This window comes from Caballeronia mineralivorans PML1(12) (assembly GCF_001028175.1).
Taxonomy (GTDB): domain Bacteria; phylum Pseudomonadota; class Gammaproteobacteria; order Burkholderiales; family Burkholderiaceae; genus Caballeronia; species Caballeronia mineralivorans.
On the sequence record NZ_AEJF01000078.1, the window covers coordinates 64,843 to 87,027 of the forward strand.

Annotated in this window: 21 protein-coding genes; 7 read left to right on the plus strand and 14 right to left on the minus strand. The window is 61.7% G+C overall.

Going from position 1 to position 22,185, the window contains the following annotated elements; all coding sequences use genetic code 11:
* Positions 1-169 precede the first annotated feature (169 nt).
* Complete coding sequence (locus tag EOS_RS11765) at positions 170-1,048, minus strand: LysR substrate-binding domain-containing protein (RefSeq protein WP_047846808.1); 879 nt, start codon at positions 1,046-1,048, stop codon at positions 170-172.
* A gap of 137 nt (positions 1,049-1,185) precedes the next feature.
* Between EOS_RS11765 and argH the strand changes: the two genes are divergently transcribed.
* The 4 genes from argH (at position 1,186) to EOS_RS11785 (ending at position 5,183) form a co-directional block, all read left to right on the plus strand.
* On the plus strand, positions 1,186-2,619 hold the full coding sequence (argH, locus tag EOS_RS11770) for an argininosuccinate lyase (RefSeq protein ID WP_047846809.1): 1,434 nt from the start codon (positions 1,186-1,188) through the stop codon (positions 2,617-2,619).
* Positions 2,613-3,497, plus strand: a complete 885-nt coding sequence (locus tag EOS_RS11775) for an amino acid ABC transporter permease (protein ID WP_047846810.1) — start codon at positions 2,613-2,615, stop codon at positions 3,495-3,497. The genes argH and EOS_RS11775 overlap by 7 nt, the downstream gene beginning before the upstream one ends.
* A 19-nt stretch (positions 3,498-3,516) precedes the next feature.
* Positions 3,517-4,281, plus strand: coding sequence for an amino acid ABC transporter ATP-binding protein (locus tag EOS_RS11780; RefSeq protein WP_047846811.1), 765 nt, complete (start codon positions 3,517-3,519; stop codon positions 4,279-4,281).
* A gap of 65 nt (positions 4,282-4,346) precedes the next feature.
* Positions 4,347-5,183: an ABC transporter substrate-binding protein gene (locus EOS_RS11785; protein WP_047846837.1), complete on the plus strand. Its 837-nt coding sequence runs from the start codon at positions 4,347-4,349 to the stop codon at positions 5,181-5,183.
* Between the two features lie 131 nt (positions 5,184-5,314).
* Here EOS_RS11785 and EOS_RS11790 read toward each other — a convergent pair whose 3' ends face one another.
* The 10 genes from EOS_RS11790 to EOS_RS11835 all read right to left on the minus strand — a co-directional run bounded on the left by EOS_RS11790 (position 5,315) and on the right by EOS_RS11835 (position 16,367).
* The gene (locus tag EOS_RS11790) at positions 5,315-6,367 is read right to left on the minus strand and encodes an ABC transporter substrate-binding protein (RefSeq protein WP_047846812.1); all 1,053 of its coding nucleotides are present in this window, start codon (positions 6,365-6,367) and stop codon (positions 5,315-5,317) included.
* An 81-nt stretch (positions 6,368-6,448) separates the two neighbouring features.
* Positions 6,449-7,582: an NAD(P)/FAD-dependent oxidoreductase gene (locus EOS_RS11795; RefSeq protein ID WP_047846813.1), complete on the minus strand. Its 1,134-nt coding sequence runs from the start codon at positions 7,580-7,582 to the stop codon at positions 6,449-6,451.
* Positions 7,575-9,026, minus strand: a complete 1,452-nt coding sequence (locus tag EOS_RS11800; protein WP_235442784.1) for an FAD/NAD(P)-dependent oxidoreductase — start codon at positions 9,024-9,026, stop codon at positions 7,575-7,577. The genes EOS_RS11795 and EOS_RS11800 overlap by 8 nt, the downstream gene beginning before the upstream one ends.
* The gene (locus tag EOS_RS11805) at positions 9,023-9,352 is read right to left on the minus strand and encodes a (2Fe-2S)-binding protein (protein ID WP_047846814.1); all 330 of its coding nucleotides are present in this window, start codon (positions 9,350-9,352) and stop codon (positions 9,023-9,025) included. Before EOS_RS11805 ends, EOS_RS11800 begins: the two co-directional genes overlap by 4 nt.
* 32 nt (positions 9,353-9,384) lie before the next feature.
* Complete coding sequence (locus EOS_RS11810; RefSeq protein ID WP_047846815.1) at positions 9,385-10,179, minus strand: ABC transporter permease; 795 nt, start codon at positions 10,177-10,179, stop codon at positions 9,385-9,387.
* Between the two features lie 13 nt (positions 10,180-10,192).
* The gene (locus EOS_RS11815; RefSeq protein ID WP_047846816.1) at positions 10,193-11,107 is read right to left on the minus strand and encodes an ABC transporter permease; all 915 of its coding nucleotides are present in this window, start codon (positions 11,105-11,107) and stop codon (positions 10,193-10,195) included.
* Positions 11,100-12,176: an ABC transporter ATP-binding protein gene (locus tag EOS_RS11820; RefSeq protein WP_047846817.1), complete on the minus strand. Its 1,077-nt coding sequence runs from the start codon at positions 12,174-12,176 to the stop codon at positions 11,100-11,102. The genes EOS_RS11815 and EOS_RS11820 overlap by 8 nt, the downstream gene beginning before the upstream one ends.
* A gap of 233 nt (positions 12,177-12,409) precedes the next feature.
* Positions 12,410-13,924, minus strand: coding sequence for an L-piperidine-6-carboxylate dehydrogenase (gene amaB, locus EOS_RS11825; protein ID WP_047846818.1), 1,515 nt, complete (start codon positions 13,922-13,924; stop codon positions 12,410-12,412).
* 278 nt (positions 13,925-14,202) lie between these two features.
* Positions 14,203-15,423, minus strand: coding sequence for an aminotransferase-like domain-containing protein (locus EOS_RS11830; protein ID WP_235442785.1), 1,221 nt, complete (start codon positions 15,421-15,423; stop codon positions 14,203-14,205).
* Positions 15,420-16,367 carry a DUF1338 domain-containing protein gene (locus tag EOS_RS11835; protein ID WP_087881925.1) on the minus strand — a complete coding sequence of 316 codons (948 nt, stop codon included), beginning with the start codon at positions 16,365-16,367 and terminating at the stop codon, positions 15,420-15,422. The genes EOS_RS11830 and EOS_RS11835 overlap by 4 nt, the downstream gene beginning before the upstream one ends.
* A gap of 255 nt (positions 16,368-16,622) precedes the next feature.
* Here EOS_RS11835 and EOS_RS11840 point away from each other — a divergent pair, with 255 nt between their 5' ends.
* Positions 16,623-17,534 (plus strand): LysR substrate-binding domain-containing protein, encoded by a 912-nt coding sequence (locus EOS_RS11840; protein ID WP_047846820.1) that lies wholly within the window; start codon positions 16,623-16,625, stop codon positions 17,532-17,534.
* Positions 17,535-17,612: 78 nt separating this feature from the next.
* Here EOS_RS11840 and EOS_RS11845 read toward each other — a convergent pair whose 3' ends face one another.
* Positions 17,613-18,749: a TDT family transporter gene (locus EOS_RS11845; RefSeq protein ID WP_047846821.1), complete on the minus strand. Its 1,137-nt coding sequence runs from the start codon at positions 18,747-18,749 to the stop codon at positions 17,613-17,615.
* A gap of 104 nt (positions 18,750-18,853) precedes the next feature.
* On the opposite strand from EOS_RS11845, the gene EOS_RS49190 reads away from it, so the two are divergent.
* Positions 18,854-19,192 (plus strand): LysR family transcriptional regulator, encoded by a 339-nt coding sequence (locus EOS_RS49190; protein WP_235442786.1) that lies wholly within the window; start codon positions 18,854-18,856, stop codon positions 19,190-19,192.
* Here the strand turns inward: EOS_RS49190 and EOS_RS46200 are convergent.
* Entirely contained in the window at positions 19,084-20,163 is a 1,080-nt protein-coding gene (locus EOS_RS46200; RefSeq protein WP_047846822.1) for a hypothetical protein, read from the minus strand. The two genes, EOS_RS49190 and EOS_RS46200, sit on opposite strands and share 109 nt — an antisense overlap.
* Positions 20,164-20,781: 618 nt before the next feature.
* The gene (locus EOS_RS11855) at positions 20,782-21,633 is read right to left on the minus strand and encodes a helix-turn-helix transcriptional regulator (protein WP_235442787.1); all 852 of its coding nucleotides are present in this window, start codon (positions 21,631-21,633) and stop codon (positions 20,782-20,784) included.
* 107 nt (positions 21,634-21,740) lie between these two features.
* Here EOS_RS11855 and EOS_RS11860 point away from each other — a divergent pair.
* A partial coding sequence (locus EOS_RS11860) for an NAD-dependent epimerase/dehydratase family protein (protein WP_047846824.1) occupies positions 21,741-22,185 on the plus strand: 445 nt, incomplete at its 3' end.

Here is a 22,185-nt window from a genome sequence, read left to right on the forward strand (position 1 = left end):
CGCGCGGCCCTTCAGGCAACACACGTCCCGATCTTAACGGGCGGGTGCCAACGCCCAGATGACGCCAAAATGGCAGAAATGTCAGGAAACAGTCGTTCGCGGCCGGCACTCCGGACGCAAACGTTTTCTTATAGTTATAGCGCCCCCAAACCTTACGCAGGTAAAAAAATCACGCTAGTTTCGAATCCACCCACGATACAAACGCCGCGACCAGCGGCGCCTCCGATAGCTCGTGCCGACGCACCCAGTAATACGCGTATTTCGCCGGCACGGTGATACGAAATGGCCGCACGAGCGTGCCATCGGCGAGATCGTCACGCGCTGAAAAGCTATCGCCCAGGGCTACGCCCTGCCCCCGGACGGCCGCCTCGATACCCACATGCGCGATCCCGATCTCAAGAATCCGCAAACCCTCCAGCTTGTCAGCCGACGCCTCGGCCAGCCATCGCATCCATGACTCTGCGTGCTCGCAAAACAAGGTCCGGTTCGCCAGGTCCTGCACCGTGCGAAGCGCGCGTGGCCCGTTCATCAGCGCCGGGCTCACCACGGGAAACAGCACCGGATGCGAAATCAGCTTTACATCGCGATCGCGCCAGCGGCCCTCGCCATATCGGACGCAAAGATCAACATCGGATGAATAGATCTCCTTGTCTTCGTTGGATGGAATCAGCTTCAGATTGACCGCAGGAAATTGCTCCAGGAAGTCACCGATATGCCGCGCCAGCCAACGCGACGTAAATAACAGCGGCGCTGACACCACCAGATCGCCCGCAATGGCCGGCGAATCCAGCCTGACGACTGCCGACGCGATCATGTCGAACGCGTTCTTGACCGGCTGCAGCAACGCCTCGCCAGCAGGCGTCAGCTTCACCCGCGCTTTCGAGCGGATGAACAAAGCCACACCCAGCGTGCTCTCCAGCACGCGCACCTGATGACTGACCGCGCTTGCCGTGACGTTGAGTTCCTCGGCCGCGCTCGCAACCGTCCCGCGGCGAGCGGTCGCTTCGAACGCACGCAGCGGATTGAGCGGAGGCAGTCGGTGACGCATAGGCCAAGTTACGAGAACGCCGAAGAACTAGAGATGCTGAGAAAAATTTGATTTAAAGCGAATTAAATTCTCTCTACAAGGAAAAAATTTGGTTGCATAAGCTAAGCGCTATTCCTAAACGCTTTCAGGCAACGCGCATGAACACTACCGACGCAACCGAACGACTCTGGGGCGGCCGCTTCAAATCCGGCCCCTCGCTGGCACTGGAAAACCTGTCGCGTTCGGACCCAAGCTTCTTTCGTCTTGCCCCTTACGATCTCGCCGGTTCGCGTGCTCACGCTAAGGAACTGGAGCGCGCGGGCATCCTGACGGCTGCCGAGCTTCAGCAACTGCTCGACGCCATGCAGCAAATCGAGAAAGAGTTCGTCGCGGGCGAGCTCGCGCCCATCCTCGCCGATGAAGACGTCCACACTTTCCTCGAACGCGAACTCACGCAGCGGTTGAAAGCTATTGGCGGGAAGTTGCGTGCGGGCCGTTCGCGTAACGATCAAGCCGCTAACGACCTGCGTTTGTATCTGCGCGACAAGGCTCGCAAGCTGGCGCTAGCCGTGATCGATCTGCAGCATGCGCTGGTCGAGCAAGCCGCGGCGCACGTGGAAACCGTCACTGCCGGCTTCACGCACTTGCAGCCGGCGCAGCCGATCGTGTTCGCGCATCAGTTGCTCGCGCATGCGCAGTCGATCTATCGCGATGTCGACCGGCTGGCGGATTGGGATCGCCGCAGCGCACGTTCGCCGTTGGGCGCTGCCGCGCTCGCGGGATCGGCGATCTGCTTACGGGCCGATTTGTCCGCAGCGGAACTCGGCTACGACGGTCCGTGCGAGAACTCCATCGACGCCGTCGCCTCGCGCGACCATGTTGCCGAGTTCACGTTCATCACGAGCATGCTGGCGGTCAACCTGTCGCGGCTCTCGGAAGAAGTGATCTTGTGGACCTCGCGGCAGTTTCGCTGGGTCGAACTCGACGATGCTTACGCAACCGGCAGCTCGATCATGCCGCAGAAGAAAAACTCGGATATCGCAGAGTTGACGCGTGGTAAAGCGGGTCGGTTGATCGGCAACCTGAGCGGTTTGCTGGCGACGCTCAAGTCGCTGCCGCTCGCTTATAACCGCGATCTCGCGGAAGACAAGATCGCCGCGTTCGATAGCATCGATACACTCGATCTTGTGTTGCCCGCGATGGCCGGTATGATCCGCACCATGCGTGTGAATGTGGACGAAATGCGGCGTCAGGCGCCGCTCGGGTTTACGCTTGCCACCGAAGTCGCCGACTGGCTCGCGCTGCGCGGCGTGCCGTTCAGCGAAGCGCACGAGATCACCGGGGCGCTGGTGCGGGCCTGCGAACAGCAAGGCATTGAACTGGGCGAAGTGTCGGTGGCGACGCTCGCACAAGTCGATGCCCGTCTCGAACCCGGCGTCCTCGATCACGTCACGCTGGACGCCGCCGTCGCGGCGCGCAGCGGTTATGGCGGCACGGCGCCTGCACGCGTGGCCGAACAAATCGCGCGCCTGCGCAGCGCTATAGAAGAACAAGTCGCATGGGCGGCTAATTACAAGGGACCTTCATGCTGAGCGCATCGAACGACCGTGCACCGGCGTCCAGCAACGCCGACACCTTCACCGATATCTCGCACTTCGAACACGTGCCGCGGCGCTATTACGGGCGTTATCTCGCCTCGGCCGTGATCCTCGCGATCGTGGTCTATATAGTCGTGGCGTTCGCGCGCGGGCAGATCGAATGGGCGGTCGTCGCGCGTTTCCTGACGGCGAAGTCAATCCTCACCGGCCTCGTCAATACCATCGTCATGACCATTCTGGCGATGGCGCTGGGCATCGTGCTCGGCGTGATCGTGGCGATCATGCGGCTCTCGACCAATCCGGTCCTGCGCGGGGTCGCGCATGGTTATGTATGGCTGTTTCGCGGCACGCCGGTGATCCTGCAACTGCTGCTCTGGTTCAACCTCGCGCTGGTGTTTCCGGTCATGGGTATTCCAGGGCTGTTCGAATTTCGCACCGTCGACATCATGACGCCCTTCCTCGCCGCCCTGCTCGGGCTCGCAATCAATCAGGGTGCCTACACATCGGAAGTGGTACGCGCGGGGCTGCTCTCCGTCGACACGGGCCAGTACGAGGCTGCGAAGTCGATCGGCATGCCGAAACTCCAGGCGCTGCGCCGCATCATCCTGCCGCAGGCCATGCGCGTGATTATTCCGCCGATCGGTAACGAACTGATTAGCATGGTGAAGCTGACCTCGCTCGCGAGCGTGATCCAGTACGCCGAGATGCTGCACAACGCCGAGAACATCTACTACGCGAACGCTCGCGTGATCGAGTTGCTGATGGTCGCGGCCGTCTGGTATCTGGTCATCGTCACGGTTCTTTCCTTGCTGCAGTCGCGCGTCGAACTGCGCTTCGCACGGGGCGCAGGCCGCGCTTCCGCGAAACAGTAGCCCTACCCCTACGCGAACCATGAACCCACTAGTCAAAGCGGTCGACCTGCACAAGTCCTATGGAGCATTCCAGGCGCTGCACGGCATTCATCTCGAGGTCGAAAAGGGCGAAGTGCTGTGCATCATCGGACCTTCCGGCTCAGGCAAGAGCACGTTCCTGCGCTGTATCAACCAACTCGAAACCATCACCGGCGGCGCCCTGTGGGTGAATGACGAACTGGTGGGATACCGGCGCGTCGAGAACAAGCTTTATCCGCTGTCGGAAAAACAGATGGCGCGGCAACGTCTTGCTACCGGCATGGTGTTCCAGCGCTTTAATCTGTTTCCGCACATGACGGCGCTGGAAAACGTGATCGAAGGGCCGGTCCAGGTGTTGAAGAAGAAAAAGGCCGAGGCCGTTGAAGAAGCACGGGCACTCCTTACGCGCGTCGGCCTAGGTCACAAGTGCGACGCGTTTCCGGTCGAGTTGTCCGGCGGCCAGCAACAACGCGTAGCCATTGCACGAGCACTGGCGATGCACCCCCAACTCATGCTCTTCGACGAACCCACCTCCGCCCTCGATCCCGAACTGGTGGGCGAAGTGCTGAGCGTGATGCGCGATCTTGCCAAGAGCGGCATGACGATGATCGTTGTCACGCACGAACTCGGTTTCGCACGCGAAGTGGCGAACCGCGTGGTCTTCATGGACCAGGGCAAGATTGTCGAGACCGGCACGCCCGAACAAGTGCTCTCACGCCCGCAACAACAGCGCACGCAAGATTTCATCTCGGCTGTGCTTTCCTGACGTGAAGGAAACGCATGGCACTGCAACTCAATCACCCCGTCAACCTCATGTCCAGGCGACTTTCCATGATCGATTCCTTGTTCCGGCGAACCCTTGTTACTTTCATGTTCGGTGCAGTTACGCTTGCCGCATCGTTGGCTCATGCCCAGACGCCTGTCGCGGGCAAGGGCACGTTGACGGCCGCCATCGTGCCGAACTATCCGCCGTTCGAATACAAGGACCCGGCAACCGATGAACTGACCGGCTTCGACGTCGATCTCGGCGTAGCGCTGGCCGCGAAGATGGGTGTGAAACTGAAGTGGGAAGAGACCAGCTTCGACCAGATGATGAATGCCCTGACCACCCATCGCGTAGATGTGATCCTGTCGGGCATGACAGACTTACCGACGCGTCGCGAGGCAGTCAACTTTCTTGACTACATCAAGACAGGACCGCAGTTTTATACGTTGAAGGCACGCGGCGGCGAGTTTGCCTCAATGGATGCGGTATGCGGCAAGCGCGTGGGATCGAGCCGGCGCACGTCCTTTCCCGATGACACCAAGAACTGGAGCGACGAGCATTGCGTCAAGGCGGGGAAACCGGCAGTCGTCGTGGTAGGCACGGACGGTTCCGCCGATGCCCGCCTGCAGTTGCGTCAAGGACGGCTTGATGCGGCCGTGCAAGGGGGCGAGACCCTGCCGTATCAGAACACGCTCGAAAAGGACGCGTACGCGCCGATCGGTCAGCCATTCCTGTCGCAGTACACGGCCATCGGCATGGCAAAGAGCAGCCCGGCTTTAAACGATGCGCTGACACAGGCGTTCGGCAAGTTGATTGCGGATGGGACCTATACGAAGATCCTGGCGAAATGGGGCTTGCAGGAGCATGCGGTATCGAAGGTCATCATCAATTCGCAGGAGTGAGAGAAGGTGCTCAGCCGCGGCGGCCGAGCGTCGCTCAATAGACTCTCGACTTCCGCGCACGGCTGCCGTAAACGGATGCGGCCGTTGTCAGGACATCTCCCGACAACGGCCGCATTTATCAAGCTAAGAGATTACCGTTCGATCTGACGATTCCAGCGCGCGTCCCATTGCGGGCGATTGGCGTTGATCACATCCCAGTCCACCACGTTCACCTTCTTCACCAGCTCGTCGAGATTGCCGAGTTGCTGCTGCATCGAGTCCGGCATTTTCGCCTGGCGATTCGTAGGAATCTGACGGCCGGCGACCGCAGCCTTGCTTTGTGCCGATGCCGAGATCATGAAGGCCGCAAGCTTCTGCGCGAGTACCGGATCGGGATTGTTTGCGACAACGCATTCATCGACGAGCAACAGCACCGGGCCTTCCTTGGGGTTCACATACGCGACAGGAATGCCCTTCGCTTGCAGGTCACCCACAGCGGTCGGCGTGAGCGGGAACAGGCCAGCTTGTCCGGTTTGCACCATCTCCGAGATCTTCGCCGAGTTCGGGATGTACTCGATCACGTTCTTGCCCACCGTGCTTTGCCATTTCGTAAAGCCCGGTTCGACGTTCTTCTCCGACCCGCCCTCAAGCCGGTTGATCATCAAGAAACCGTGCAGGCCGAACGTGCTGCTCGATGCCGACTGGAACACCACTTTGTCCTTGTATTTCGGATCGGCGAAGTCGAGCCAGGACGTTGGCGGCGCCCAGTGGTTTGCCGTGAACAGTTTCGTGTTGTACGCGATACCCGTCATGCCGAGCTGCACGCCCGCGCCCATGTCGTCCTTCATGCGCGCAAAGGGATAGAGTTGCTTGAGTTCAGGGCTGTCGTCGAGTTTTTGGCAGACGCCCATGCTGACCGCGCGTGCCATGACGCCGTCGTCGAGGAACACCACGTGGATTTGCGGTTTGGCTTTGTTCGCCAGCAGCTTCGCCAGAATGTCGGAGGACGTGCCAGGCACGACGACCACTTTGACGTCGTTGGTCTTTTCGAATTCGGGCAGGACTTCGCTCGTGTAGGCCTTTTCCATCGCGCCGCCATTCATGCCGATGTAGATGGTTTTGCTTTGCGCTTGCGCGGGAGTGGACAGTGCTGCCGCGCACAGCGCGGCGATGCCCGCACTTGCGATTGTATGAAACGCTTTCATTTACTGATCTCCGTTAGAAGGTGGTCTTGGTTGGTTTCGTTCGCCGCACTCTTTTTGGACTGCCAGTGGTTGTGGGTGCAGTCACCCGCCGCGAGCTAAGCCAAATCTTTCAATCGAAAAAGCATCAATCGGTGTACTCGTCGCGCCGTCAACGACGAGGTCGGAAAGCACCTGCCCTACCCCCGGGGCAAGCAAGAAGCCGCCACCTGAAAATCCGAACGCATGCAACAGTCGCGGCGTCGTGCGGCTAAAACCAATCACCGGGTTATCGTCAGGCGTACTGCCTTCCACGCCCGTCCAGCTGCGCAACAGCAACGCATCCTTGAGCCTCGGCAGCAGCCCACAAGCGGCACGCATTACCGTACGCGTCGTCTCGGTGAGCGGCTGGGCATATTCGCCATCGCCCGATCCGCGACCACCGCCGATTACGACATTGCCACGCGCTACCTGACGCGCATAAATACCGCCGCCATAAACGCCAAGGTTATGATCGATAAAATAGGGCAGCGGCTCGGTTACCCACATGTTCGGATAGATCGGCTCCATCGGAATGGACTCGCCAAAGTATCCGGCCACCGTATTACCCCACGCGCCTGCAGCATTCACCAGCCAGTCGGCCCGCGCCTCGATCATCGCGCCCGAGTCATGCCGCGCCTCGACCACAAACCGTTCCCCCGCATAGACGATGTTCGTGACAGCGGTCTGCTCGCGGACATCGGCACCGGCAGCACGCGCCGCACGCGCAAACGCAGGTGAGACGACGCGCGGATTCGCATGGCCATCGCCAGGACACAACGAGCCGCCCAATGCAGCTGCACCCAGCCACGGATAACGTCGCCGGAATGTGGGTCCACTGAGCAATTGCAAGTCGAGGCCGAACGGATTGGCCATCTGTGCATACGCTTCAAGCGCCGCAAGATCGGCAACACTCCGAGCCAGCCGCAAGTGCCCTGACACGACGAACTCTCCATCCGTGCCCACGAGTTCCGGCAAGCGATCCCAGATGCGCCGGGCGCGCACGGCAAGCGGCAATTGTTCAGCCAGCCGGCCTTGACGACGCACGCCACCATAGTTCACGCCACTCGCCTGCGCGCCGCAATAACGGCGCTCAAAGAGCCCAACTTTGAGGCCGCGCCTGGCAAGCATCAGCGCCGTCGATGACCCCACCAGACCGCCGCCCACCACCAGCACATCGAACCGCAGTGTTTCATTCATCGCGTGCGTGCTCCGGGATAGCGGCCAGATGGTCCGGTGCTTCATCCATTTCAGCCATCAGCGCTATCGATAGAGGCACCGGTTTGATCGGCGCCTGTCCGCGCAAGCGCCCAACTTCCGCAATCGGTTTGCCCATCTCCGCGCTCAACAGTTCCGCCGCGGCCGCGCCGCACATACGCCCCTGGCAGCGCCCCATGCCGACGCGCGTAAGCGCCTTGAGCCGATTGATCTCGCTCGCTTCGCCACCTCGAATGCAACGGCGTAGCGTGCCGGCATCGATCTCTTCGCAACGGCACACGGTCATGTCGTCAGGCCAGTGCGACGCGCAATCGAGAGGCGGCGCAAATGCTTGTTCCAAGCCAATTCGAAACTTGGCAATGCTGGTCAGTTGTCGATCCAGCTTCATCGCATGAGCCTGAGCGTTGGCGGTCCGATGTCCGAGGTCTTCCAACATCGCAAGTGCGGCGCGGCAGCCAGCCAACTCTGCCGCATCCGCACCCGCGATACCCGCGCCATCGCCGGCGAGATACACGCCCGGCACCGAAGTACGGCCGGCTGTATCACGCTCAGGCAACCACGCGCGATTGAGCGGATCGAAGCGAAAACGGCAACCTGCCAGATCCGCGAGCTGCGTTTCAGAACGCAGACCGTAGCCGAAGCCAATGGCATCGCAGGGAATGGTGAACTCGCGATCGCCGTCGCGATAGGTCATTGCCTGCACGGCCTTGTCTCCCGTCGCACACACTAGCGTCACGCCACGTTCTATACGAACCCCACGCGCCGCCAGCCAGCCGACGTAGTAAAGCCCCTTCGCAAAGGTGGACGGCTGCCGAAGCAAGCGCGGCGTCGCGGCGAACTGTCGGGAGAATGGATTGGTATCGAGCACGGCCTCGACCTGCGCGCCCGCCTTCGCGTACTGATAAGCCACGAGGTAAAGCAGCGGCCCCGTTCCCGCGAACACCACACGACGGCCGATCGAGCAGCCCTGGGCTTTCAGCGCGATCTGCGCCGCGCCGAGCGTGTAGACGCCTGGCAGCGTCCAGCCGGGAAACGGCAGGATGCGGTCCGTCGCCCCGGTCGCGATCAGCAAATGCGAATAAGGCACGGTGCGCTGGCGTCCCGCGTGGAAGGTGTCGAGTTGCCCCGCACCGCATCCCCATACGAGCGTGTCCGGCCGATAGTTGAGCTTCGGCAGCATCTTCGCCATCGTCGAATGCACGGCATCGGCCTTGCCCGCTTCCATGCCATACAGCGTGCGTTTGCTGCGGGCAAAACCGGCATCGGCTGGCGGCTGGCGATAGATCTGGCCACCGGCACGCGGCGCTTCATCGATGACGACTGGCACAACGCCCGCCGCTACCAACGTCTCGGCCGCCCGGACGCCCGCCGGCCCCGCCCCGACGATGACAACCCGCTGCATACTGGCTTTATCGATAGACGTCATGCTTCAACGGCTCCTGCAGGCCGGGTCAGCACATGCATGCCTTCCTTGACGAACGTCGAACACGCACGGATCCGCGTGCCCTCTTCCAGTTGCACCCAACAATCCTGGCACGCGCCCATCAGACAAAATCCAGCACGCGGCTCCCCGCTGAACTCCGTGTCGCGTACCCGTCGCGTGTGCAGCAGAATGGCGCTCAGCACCGTATCGCCGGTCAGGGCCGTGATCGCCGCGCCATCGACCGTGAGCCCCACCTGCTTGCGATGCGCTTCCGTAAGACGCACGAATTGCGGCTCGCCGGCGGATGCTGCGCTGGGATTAGTTGTCATCGAATAGAGAGAAGTCTTGAGCGCTGAGCAAATCAATGCGAACCGATCAGGATCCGGTTCAGTCCATACACCCGGTCGAGCAAGATCATCGCACCGGCTGTGACGAAGATCACGAGCGCGGATACTGACGCCATCATCGGATCGATCGATTCGGTCGCGTACATGTACATCCGCACCGGCAACGTGATGGTCTGCGGCGAGGTGACGAAGATCGACATGGTCAGCTCATCGAAGCTATTGATGAACGCAAGCAGCCAGCCGCCTGTGATACCGGGCAGGATCATCGGCAACGTGATGCGGCGAAAGGACGTCCATCGATCCGCGCCGAGCGACTGCGCCGCATGTTCGATACTGCGGTCCATGCCGCTCACCGAAGCCAGCACCAGCCGCATGACAAACGGCGTGATGATGATCATGTGCGCCGCAACAAGCCACGTGAACGATCCGGTCGCGCCGATCATGGCGAAGAAACGCAGGAACGCAATGCCGAGCACGAGACTCGGAATCACCAGCGGCGAGAGGAATAATCCGTTGAGAAATTCACGCCCCGGAAAACGCTCGCGGCCGATGGCAAGCGCCGCCGGCAAAGCCAGCGCGAGCGATAAAGTTGCCGATGAAAACGCCAGCTTGATACTGTTCAGAAACGCCGAGATGAAGTCCGGATAGTCGAGGATCGCGCGGAACCAGCGTAGCGACAAACCGCGCGTAGGCAGCGTCAGTGTCTGCTCCGGCGTGAACGCAACCAGCACAATAATTACCAGCGGCGCCAGCACGAACAGGATCACCAGCGTGTGGAAACTCAGGGCAATGAGGCCGTTCTTTCGCATCGCAGCGGTCTCCTTAACCCAGGCTTCTGGAGTAACGACGCTCCAGAACCCGGTAATACGTGATCATGATCACGAGGTTCGCGATCAGCAGCAGGATCGCGATGGTCGCGCCGAGCGGCCAGTTAAGCGAACCGAGGAATTCATCGTAGACGGCAGTGGCCGCAACTTTGAGGCGACGGCCGCCGAGCAGACCTGGAATCGCAAAGGCGCTCGCGGATAACCCGAACACCATCAAGCTACCCGACAGAATGCCGGGCGCAATCTGCGGCAAGACAATGCGCCGCAGAGTCGTTGCGGGAGAAGCCATCAGCGAAAGCGCCGCGTTTTCAACTTGTGGATCGAGCTTTTGCAGCGAGGTCCAGACGGGGATCACCATGAACGGCAGCATCACGTGAACGAGCGCAATCACGATCGCGAAGGTCGTGTATTCGAGCTTGTACGGACCGAGGCCGAAAAGCCCGAAGAACTGGTTCACGATACCGCCGGTATTGAGCAACATGCTCCAGCCGAACGCCCGCACCACCACCGAAACGAGTAACGGAGCAAGGATCACAAGCAGGAACATCGATCGCCACGGATCGCGCATCCGATACAGCACGTACGCTTCGGGCGCACCGATCGCGACGCAAAGCAACGTCGTCAGGATTGCAATGCCGAAGGTTCGCGCGAAAATGGTCTGGTAATAGCCGTCCGTCAGCACTTCAACATAGTTGCCGAACTGGAACGCCGCGATCGGACCGCTGGCCGGATCGAAGCGATAAAAGGTCAGGACAACGGTCATGGCAAGCGGCGTCAGCACCAGAACCGCGAACAGGATGAACGCAGGCGCGCTCATCAGCCACGGCGGTACGAACGCATGCCACGGCGCGCGGGTTTTAATCAACGTGCCACTATCGTTCGATTTCGTCGATTCGATCGTGCTAGCCATGGCTCGCTTCCTGAATCACGCGCACGGCATCGCGATGCCAGTCGATGCCAACCGTCTCGCCCTCCGCCACCGGTTCCGTGCCTTCGTTCTGGCTGCATACGAGCACTTCGCCAATGGCGGTATCGAGGCGATACAACCACTGGCTGCCCAGGAAAAAGCGACTGGTGACAGTCGCCGATAACCGCCCCGTCCCCACCTTGCACAAGTGCAATTTCTCGGGACGAATGCACAAGGTCACCGTATCGCCTTCGCGCCACACGGTGCCCGCCTCAATGCATGCAATGCCGGTCAGTTGATGCCCGAGATCCACATGGACTTCGTTGTGACGTGCCTCGGTCACCTTCCCCGCCAGCATGTTCGCCTTACCGATGAACTGAGAGACAAAGCGATTTTCCGGCCGCTCATAGGCGCGATACGGCGAGTCGACCTGCGTCACGCGCCCCGCTTCCATCACAACCACGCGGTCGCTGATGGACAACGCTTCCGATTGATCGTGCGTGACCATCACGGTCGTCGTGCCGACCTTGCGCTGGATCCCGCGCAATTCGAACTGCATCTCTTCGCGCAGCTTGGCGTCGAGATTGGACATGGGTTCGTCGAGCAGCAGAACCGGTGGCTTGATCACCAGCGCACGCGCAATCGCAACCCGTTGCCGCTGGCCGCCCGACAGTTCACGCGGATAACGCGCGGCAAACGCATCGAGCCTCACCAACGAGAGCGTCTCGCGAATCCGCTCCGCACATTCGGCCTTGCCGACGCCGCGCATTTCCAGCCCGAAGCCGACGTTCTGCGCCACCGTCATGTGCGGAAACAGCGCATAGCTCTGGAACACCACACCCAGGCCGCGCTTGTTCGGCCGCACATGCGTAATGTCCTTGCCGTCGAGCGAAATCCGTCCGCGCGTGACATCGATAAAACCAGCGATCATTTGCAGCGTCGTCGTCTTGCCGCAACCCGAAGGCCCCAGCAACGAAACGAATTCGCCTTTTTCAACCGAGAGGCTCACGTCGCTCACGGCGTTCAGATCGCCGTAGGCTTTTGTCAGTTTGTCCAGCACGAGAAACGACACGGTGGCCTCCAGGGTCTTTCAGGAACAGCAGTTGAACGAGAGCGCGAACAGCGCAGAGACAAGCGAGCACGCCTCGATAAAGAGGCGCGCAGCAGGACAGATGCAGGCGCAACAACCGGGGATGACCGCGGAAGTCTGACGCCCGAGCTACACGCCGCGGTTGGCGTGCGCTTCGGGCGAAAGGGGTCGACGTCGGGGTGTGACGTCTAGTTTTTAATCTTCTTTAATCTAAATCAAACGTCGAACTTCACGCCCTGTGCAAGCGGCAATTCACGGCTGTAGTTGATCGTGTTGGTCGCGCGGCGCATGTAGCTTTTCCACGCATCGGAACCCGATTCGCGGCCGCCGCCGGTTTCTTTCTCACCGCCGAACGCGCCGCCAATCTCAGCGCCGCTCGTGCCGATGTTCACATTCACAATGCCGCAATCGCTACCCGCCGCCGACATGAATTGCTCGGCTTCGCGAATGTCATTGGTGAAGATCGCCGACGACAAGCCCTGTGGCACGCCGTTCTGCAATTGCAGTGCATCGGCAAAGTCGTCGTAGGTCAGCACGTAGAGGATCGGCGCGAAGGTCTCGCGTTCGACCACGGCTGTTTGAGCCGGCATGCGCACGAACGCTGGGCGCACGTAATACGCATCGGCATGGCCGCCTACGTCTACGCGCTCGCCGCCCTTTACATCGCCGCCTTGCTCGCGTGCATCGCGCAGCGCCTTTTGCATGCCATCGAATGCTGCACGGTCAACCAGCGGACCGACGAGCGTATCGCTGTCGAGCGGACTACCCACCTTCACCGATCCAAACGCTTTTTCCAGACGCGGCAGCAACTGATCGACGACGCTGGTATGCACGATCAGGCGACGCAACGTCGTGCAGCGCTGACCGGCCGTGCCAACCGCCGAGAAGGTCACGCCGCGCACGACCAGATCGAGGTCGGCGCTGGGCGCGACGATCATCGCGTTATTGCCGCCCAGTTCGAGGATGCTGCGGCCGAGGCGCTTCGCCAATACTTGCGCCACTTCCATGCCCATGCGCACGCTGCCAGTCGCGCTGACCAGCGGCACCTTCGGCGACTCGGTCAGCACCTGGCCGACTTCGCGTGCGCCGAGCAGCAACTGGCTCAATCCTTCCGGCGTGACGCCCGGATGGCTCTTGTCGAATTCGCGCAGAGCCTTTTCGAACAGCGCGTGGCAGGCGATAGCCGTCAACGGCGTTTTCTCCGACGGCTTCCACACCACTGCGTCGCCGCAAACAAACGCCAGCGCCGCATTCCACGACCACACCGCCACCGGGAAGTTAAACGCGGAAATCACACCAACCACACCCAGCGGATGCCACGTTTCCATCATCCGGTGACCAACCCGCTCAGAGGCAATCGTCAGACCGTAAAGCTGGCGCGACAGGCCGACGGCGAAGTCGCAGATATCGATCATTTCCTGCACTTCGCCCAGGCCTTCGGACGTGACCTTGCCCGCTTCCAGCGTGACAAGGCTGCCGAGTGCCGCTTTGTGCTCACGCAGCACATTGCCAAACACGCGCACGAGTTCACCGCGTTGCGGCGCAGGCACGGTGCGCCATTTGAGGAAGGCGGCGTGGGCCGCATCGATCTTGCGGGCGGCATCGGCGGGGGAATCTACTGCCAGTTGGGCAAGCATCGCGCCGTCGAGCGGCGAACGCGCCGGGAGGGCGTCGCCCTTCCACTGGCCGAGGTCTACACCGAGTGCGCCAAGAATATCGTTCAGTTCCATCACTTCCTCTCTATGTCGGGTGGCTGCCGGGCACTGCGGCGCGGCTTGTGGCCACGGTCCCTCAGTGCCTCTCTGGAACCCGCACCGGCGCGTAAATACACACATACGCCGGCACAGAGTTTCAGGGCTTAAAAAAACCGCTGCAAATGATTAATCGGCACGACTTGGTGCGTTGGAGGAACTAACCCTGTCGTATCGACCATCTTTCCTGCGTTCAGGTTATGCGATTAGAACGCGTTTCACCGTATCTGGCGAGGTGTACGACAGCCTGCGCCGTTCTACCGGCTCGCCAGCGCGAGCTTGAGCCTGCGCACGCCTTCGAATACTTCAGCTTCGCCCGGTGCAGCGGCAAACGACAGCCGCATGCTCGACTCGTCGGGATCGCGCACGTAAAACGCCGGTCCGGGCACGTAGATCACGTTCTGCTCGATCGCGCGCTTGAGCAGATCGGTTGAATGACGGCCGCCCTTCAACCGCGCCCAGACGAACATGCCGCCTTGCGGCACCACGTAGTCGATGTCGTCGGGGACGAACTGGCGCAGCGCACTCGACAGCGCGTCATAGCGCTTGCGATACGCCTGCACGATGACCGGCACATGTTCCGCGAGCCGGCCGCTTTCCAGATAGTGGCGCGCCGTTTCCTGCGCGAGCGGCGAGGTGCAGAGATCGCTTGTCTGTTTTGCCACGAGCATGCGGCGCGTGATGGCGGGCGGCGCAATCGACCAGCCGATACGCAAGCCCGGCGCCACGATCTTCGAGAGACTGCCGAAATAAACTACCCAGTCGCTTGCGCCAGGAATGGCGTCGGCGAATGCAGCGATGGGTTTTACCGATTCGCCTGTGAAGCGCAGCTCGCCGTAGGGGTCGTCTTCGACCAGCACGAAACGGAACCGCATCGCGAGCCGTGCAAGCGCTTCACGACGCGCCGCCGGCAGCGTCGCGCCGGTCGGGTTCGCGAAGGTCGGCACCGTGTAGAGCAGTTTCGGGCGTGTGCCTGGATCGAGCGCTTCAAGCTGAGCAGTGAGCGCGTCGACATCGATACCCTGCGCGTCCGTGCGCACCGGGATCAGGCGCGCCCCCGCGAGTCGCAGCGCCTGGATGGCGGCCGGATAAGCGGGTTCTTCGATCAAAACGGCATCGCCCGGCGCAACCAGGATCTTGATCAGCAGGTCGAGACCTTGCTGCGAGCCGGTTGTGACGATCACATCGTCGACATCGCGCGTCACACCGCGATCGTTCATCAAACGCAAGATCGCGCGGCGCAAAGCCGGCGAGCCCGCTGTGTCGCCGTATTGTAGGCACGCCACCGGATCAGACGAATACGCGTCCTCCAGCGCCTGGCCGATACCCGCCCGGTCGAACAGATCCTTCGACGGATATCCGCCCGCGAACGAAATCATCCCCGGCCGGCCGAGGTACTTGAAAAGCTCGCGGATGGCCGAGCCTTGTGGCGCCTTGAGCGGCTCGGTGAAGTTGTACAGATCGGCGGCGGAGTTCACGCGGCCGCCGTCATCTTGAAGATGCCGGTCGCGTTGCCCGCATCGAAGCCGAGGTCAAGCACGCGACGGCCGGTGGCCTCATCCATGACCGAGTCGCGGCTGATGAATTCGTAGAAGGAGCCCGGCACGTCGCGTTCGATCCTCGCGCCGTCAGCGCCGGTGAACACGCGGCGCACGGGATCGGCGCGAAAAGCCGTCTGGCGCACCCGGCCCGACTTCGAGATTTCGACGCTTTCCTTGATCGGGCGGCCAAGTGCGCGCTGGGTATCGGCGACGGCGAACACGTCGTCCACGCGGTCCGTTGCGTGATTGAACGCGTTGCCTTCGGTCGCGATCCACGCCATTTCCGCCGATTCGGCGCGTAGCGTTTCATAGTCGGCCAAACGCGGCACCGGGTGCTGGCGCTCGAAACAACGCACGAGCACCGGCAGCAAATCGAGGGCGATAGCCAGCGGCAACGAACCGTCACGCTCCAGTTCGGCCAGCGATGCAACCGCTTGCGGTGTCAGCGGATCGACGCTCTCGTCGATCACGTTCGTCACCGCCTGCTGGAACTCGGGGCTGAAACGCTCGGGATGCAGTTCGCTGACGAAATACTGCGCGATTTCATCGGGGGCATCGACGTGCTTGTAGGAGCGCCCCGTCATCTTGATGCGATCGAGCGGGTACGTGCCGTTCAGCACAAAACCCAGCGGCTTGAGAATGCGCGTGAACGCCGCTTCGCCCGGCGGCAGCGCACCGGATTCAGCCCAGCGCACGGTGCGCAGCGCGCCGTGGTCGAACTGCACACGGGTTTGAGTGTGTTGAAGATCGTAGATGTAGGCGCGGCCCGTCGGCACGCGCTCGAGCAGACCGGCGAACAGGGCCATGTTCATCGCCTGCGCCAGTTCGGCACGGGTGACCACGCCGGACGTGGTTTTGGCCATCACCGAGGGCAAGTTCATCAATCGCAATAACCCGGCGACGTTCGATTCCGGAAGGGCAACAGCAAGCAATGCGGCAAGGTTGGGGTTCATTTATCCAATTCCGGCTGATCCAGCGTGGTGCGAGCCCAAGGCCCGGTTCGGCGCTTCACTGGAAGGCGATTCTGGAGCGTGTCGAAAAGTCGCACAATTGATATAAACTCACCACTTCATTCGTAAATCGAACCAAGTTGGCTCCCGCCGCCACGTTCAACGGCGCAATCGGTACTGGTAAACATGAGAAAAGGCATTCCGAATCTGGTCGCGCTGCAGATCTTCGAGGCCGCCGCGCGCCATGAGAGCTTCACCCGCGCTGCCAATGAACTCGCGCTCACGCAAAGCGCGGTCTGCCGTCAGGTGGCGGGACTGGAAAGCCGCCTGGGCGTGGCTTTGTTCCTGCGCATCAAGAAGCGCATTGTGCTGACCACGCACGGTCGCCATTACGCGGCGCTTGTGCGCAAGAATCTCGATCGGATTGAACGCGACACGCTCGAACTGATGGCGCAACGCGGTGTGGGGCGGATCCTGGAGATAGCGGTCGTTCCGACGCTCGCCAGCCAATGGCTGATTCCGCGGTTGCCGCAATTTCGCGCACTGCGGCCGGATATCACCGTGAATCTGTCAATACGCACCGAGCCGTTCCTGTTCAGCGATTCGCCCTTCGACGCCGCGCTCTATTTCGGCGATTCGGTATGGCCAGGCACGCAGGGAAAGCTGCTGTTTCGCGAAGGCAAGGTCGTACCTGTGTGCAGCCCTTCGTTGCTCGCTGGGAGCGCGCCGATTTCGCTCGATCAGCTGACCGACTTGCCGCTTCTGCATCTGTCGACACGGCCGGACGCCTGGCGCACCTGGTTTCGTCTTAACGGGTTCGAGCATGATGTGCGTGCGGTGCGCGGCGCGCGCTACGAGTTGTTCACGATGCTCACCAGTGCTGCGCAGGCGGGACTAGGCGTCGCGTTGCTGCCGGAAATTCTGCTCGCGGACGAATTGTCGTCCGGGCGGCTGGTCGTGCCGCTTGATAAACCCATGTCGGGTACATCAGGTTATTACCTCGTCGCGCCGGATGAAATCGCCCAGGACGAGCCGTTCGTTGCGCTATCGGAGTGGTTGAGTTCGATTGTTCCGCGGGCGCAGGAAGTGGCTGCGTGACCGAGTCGCAACGCTATGCGGCGACGCATGCTCGATGCGATGGCCCCTGCGCTCGTGGCCCCAGCCGAAAATTGCTCACTAGTAGCGAGCAGTGGCAAGGCAAGGCGCGTAGAACAGGTGACCGCGCGCCACTTCCCGCAACGTCCGCGTCAGCACGACGCTCCAGAATCCGCCCAGCAAGACGGCGAACAGCATGCCGGCCACGGCGAACGCCTCGAAGCCTGTCACCCGATACAGGCTTAGCGTCGCCGCGGTATAGACGCCAAGCGGGAACGTGAAACCCCACCAGCCAAGGTTGAACGGCAAGCCTTCGCGGCGGTAGCGCAAGGTGAAGAGGAGCGCGACCGCAAGCCACCACAGGCCCGCGCCCCAGAGGATCAGCGCGCCGATCAAGCCGAAGTCGCGTGCGATGGCGGCAACGCTCGCGAGTGTCGTGCCGGCGAACGCGGCGGGCGCAGCCTGGCCGAGCGTGAGCAGTCCCAGCGCGCCGGTGCCGATCGGGCCGAGAGTCAGCCAGCTGGACGGGCCGAGATCACGATGCGGCAACTTGTGAATGACCAGCCGGAAGAAAACGACGGTCAGCACCGAGAAGGCGAGCGGCACCGAAATCGCCCACAGCAGGTAGCCGGCGCCGACCACAAGCTGCGCGGTTTGCGTGGCCAGGTGCGGGGCAAGCGCCGCGGCACTCGATGCGGCCACTTCGGGCGCGACGATCGGCAGCAGCAGCACGGCTGTGACGCGCTCGAAGGCATGGCTTTGCTCGGTGAACATCAGGTACGGCACACCCACCGCGACAACGACTGCCAGCAGCGCGTCAATGCACCACAATCCATACGCGAGCGAGTAGGCCCCTGCGCCGAAATGCGGTCCGGCGAACAGCACGATGCCGTTGATGATCGGTGCGAGACCCATGGGCAAGGTGCCCAGGAACATCGATTGAAGCGGGTGATGCAGCAGGGGCTTGATCGTTTCCGGATAGAAGATCCAGCGCGCGGCGAACATCGCCGCGAACACCGTATAGAGCACGATGTCCACGTACCACAACGAAACGGCGAGTCCGTGCTGGCCCGGAAAGCTCTGGGGCAACGCGGTGAGCACGAGCGACACGATGCCGTTACCCATCGTGACCGCGAACCAGTTCGGCGTGAACTGGCGAATCTTGTCGGCGAAGTGCTGCGAAGACGTTGCTTCGCGTGCATGGATCTGACTGGACATGGTGGCTCCACAGGGAATCGGATGAACTGATTGTGCGGGTCCTCTATCCATATTAAAAATACATCCTTAATATGATATCGATGCCTATTTGATATACATGGACGATGAGCTTCACCCATCTCGCGGCGTTTTTTTCCGTAGCCGAAACCGGCAGCGTCACGGCCGCGTCGGAGCGGCTTCACGTTAGCCAGCCGACGCTCACCCTGAATTCAAGATCGGCGATGACGTTCGTGGTGAACCGGCCGGGCATCAGGTCTGCATGCGCCGGCCGGCGAGGTCTCCAGGCCATTGCTTGGCCGCAACGTGTCGCGCGGCAAGCAATGCAAGCGCGTTGCTATTGGCCGTTGCTGTCTGTCGCTACAAAGGCCATGCCGTGCGGGCTAAGCAGATTGCTCACCAACGGCAGGAGTGCTCCGCTGCGCAAATCAAGCTGGCCGACATAGGCCGGCACCGCCGGTGTGGTAGCCGTAGCGGCTACGCCCGTAGATGCGGAAAACGCGGCGTCATGCTCCCAGACATCGGCACTGATCTTGTAAACCTTGTTTGCCTTCGTGTCGGACACCAGGAGAAAACCCCTTGGCGCAGTGGCAAACACGGTGTCGTCGATTTGCACCCCGCCGAGCAGCGGCAGATATTCCACGCGCGGATTAGCGCCCGGCCCGCGCAACAGAACAAGCTGGCCGTCGCCTTGATCATCGAGCAGAACATCACCCGACGGCGTCAGCGTCATAGAATCCGGATCGGTCAGGTTGAGCTGCGCCACGGTGCCGAACGGAATGCTGCTGGCCTCAGGCATGCCGGGCAACACCCGAGAGACCTCGATCGTGCCGTTTCCGAGGAGTAGCGCGCGAACAATCGCAGGCCCCGTGTTGTGGCCGCTGGCGTCAAGGGTGGGGTTGGACGCGCTGACGAAGGCCTGACCGTCCTTGAAGATGATGTCGTCGTAACCGCCACCGTGCAGCGTCTTGCCGAAAACATAGTTTGTCGTTTGACCGGTCGCCGCGTCGATCGTGACGAGGTTGGCATTCGCATCCTCGTTTTGCATCGCCCAGATTTGCCGGGTGTAGGGATTGACCTTCAGGCCATCGTTGTGTCCTGCCACTGTAAAGGTCCGCATGACCGTGCCGTCGAGCGAGTACTCAACAATCTGGCTTTGCGCGCCACCCGAACCATCCGGTGCGCCTCCGTTCGCATAGCCCACCCAGACATGATTGTCGAGCACGGCCAGCGAGTCCGGCGCGCTCGACCCGGCGGGGGCATTCGCGAAAACGCTGATGCTAAAACCCGGCGTGACCACGGCTTTTGGAGGGTTTTCCGCGTTAGCGACGCCTGTCGCGAGACATAGCGCGGCGAAGGCTAGCGCGGTGCGATTGAAAATGCGGTTGGCTGCAGAAGTACGTCGAATGCTTGTCATGTTCGTCTCCAGAGATAGGCACGCGGGGGGGAAACCGGGGGTCACAGAATGGATTAGCCCGAGACCGATCCAATGCAATGGACGGTAAGAACTCGAAAGACATGGAAACATTAGACTGTTACTGCGTGGTGACATCATCGATCGAGATCAGCGCGACGCGTCGTGCTTGTTGCCGGTCTGTAAGGTGCACGGCCTGAAACTCATGAATGCTTGGCGAGAGATGCGAGCACGGCGCCGCGACTCGTGATTTCACGGCTACCGTATGGCTTGCCGGTCGAGGGATCCGTTATCAAAGTCCCTTTCTTGACGAACTCCTTACGAAGTGCATCATCGACATGCCTGCAGTCGAAGTAGCCTTGATCGACGGTCGTTTCGGGGACAAGGCGTCAATCCGATGCGTCCGTCCATTCAATGCGAAAGCCAAGTGTCACAAAAATAGGCCGCGTTGCGCTTTCGATCGGGCACCGCGAGCACGAAGGTAAAGAGAGGTAGTGCGCAAATCCCAGTATTTAGTATTCCTCTCTTAAAATTGAATGACCGAGACTGATTGGCTTCGGCTTTGTGGCAGTCGGCGGCCACGCGCGCTGCGAAGGTCGGACGATGAGGGACGCCCCGGGCTCACTCCGCAGCGATTGCCGGCGTTCTCCCGATCAGAGACCTGATCTGCTCCTGATCGACCGGTGTCGCCGGGTTGTAGACGATCATCTGAAGATCTGGCCGCCCGTCGACCGCGAAGGCCGAGTATTCCAGCGAGATCGGCCCCAGCACGGGGTGGCGCAGGTGCTTGACCCCGTCGCCGTGGGTCTGCACCTCATTGTCCCGCCACATGGCGGCGAACTCGGGACTTGACCGGCACAGTTCGTCGATGAGCGGCGCCACCTCGGCGTCGGCGCCTGCGCGTGCGGCATCGATCCGGAAGGCGCCCACCACGAAGCGGGCCACGCTTTCCCAATCGAACTGCGCGGCACGGACGCGGGGATCGCAGAAGATCATCCGCAGGATGTTGCGTTGTCCGGGTGGCAGGGAGCCGTAGTCGGTGAGCACGGCCGCGGCCGCGCGGTTCCAGGCCACCACGTTCCACGTCGCCGTCCTGACGATCGCCGGGCTATAGGGCAGCGCATCGAGCAGGCGCTGCAGTCGCGGCGTGATCGCGTCACCGCCGCGATAGCGGACTTCGGGCGGATGGCCGAGGCCGAGCAGGAACACGTGTTCGCGCTCGACCTCGGTCAGCATCAGTGCCCTCGCGATGCGGTCCAGCACATCCGCTGACGGATTGCCGCCGCGCCCCTGCTCCAGCCAGGTGTACCAGGCCGCGCTGATATTGGCGCGCTGCGCCACCTCTTCCCGGCGCAGCCCCGCCGTCCGCCGCCGGCCACCGGAAATGCCGAAGGAAGCGGGATCGAGCTTCGTCCGCCTGTTCTTCAGATAGTTGCCGAGCCGATTGTCGCTCTCGCTCTCGTTCTTGTTCACGTGGGCCATGCACAACCTGTTAGGACGTATACCTGGATAATGTCACCACTTTAACAGGATGATTTTACCTTGTACCTTGCTCTCTCAATCACTTGGGAGAGCATCACATGCGCGTCTTTGTCACGGGAGCCGCCGGCTTCGTCGGCTCCGCTGTCGTCCGCGAATTGCTCGCGAACGGCCATCAGGTCCTCGGCCTCACCCGATCGGAAGAAGGAGCGGCCACGCTCGCCACGGCCGGTGCCGAGGCGATCCATGGATCGCTTACTGACCTCGACAGCCTGCGCCGGGGCGCGGCGGCCGCTGACGGGATCATCCACACTGCTTTCAATCACGATTTCTCCCGGTTTGCGCAGAGCGCTGAGGAGGACAGGCACGCGATCGAGACGCTTGGCGGCGTACTCGAAGGCAGCGAGCGCCCGTTGCTCGTCACGTCCGGTGTTGCGTTCCTGCGCAATGGCCGCACGGCGACCGAGGAGGACCGCCCTCCTGCGCCGTCCGGCAACTTTCCTCGCGCGTCGGAGGCGGTGGCGGAGACCCTCGCGCGCCGCGGCG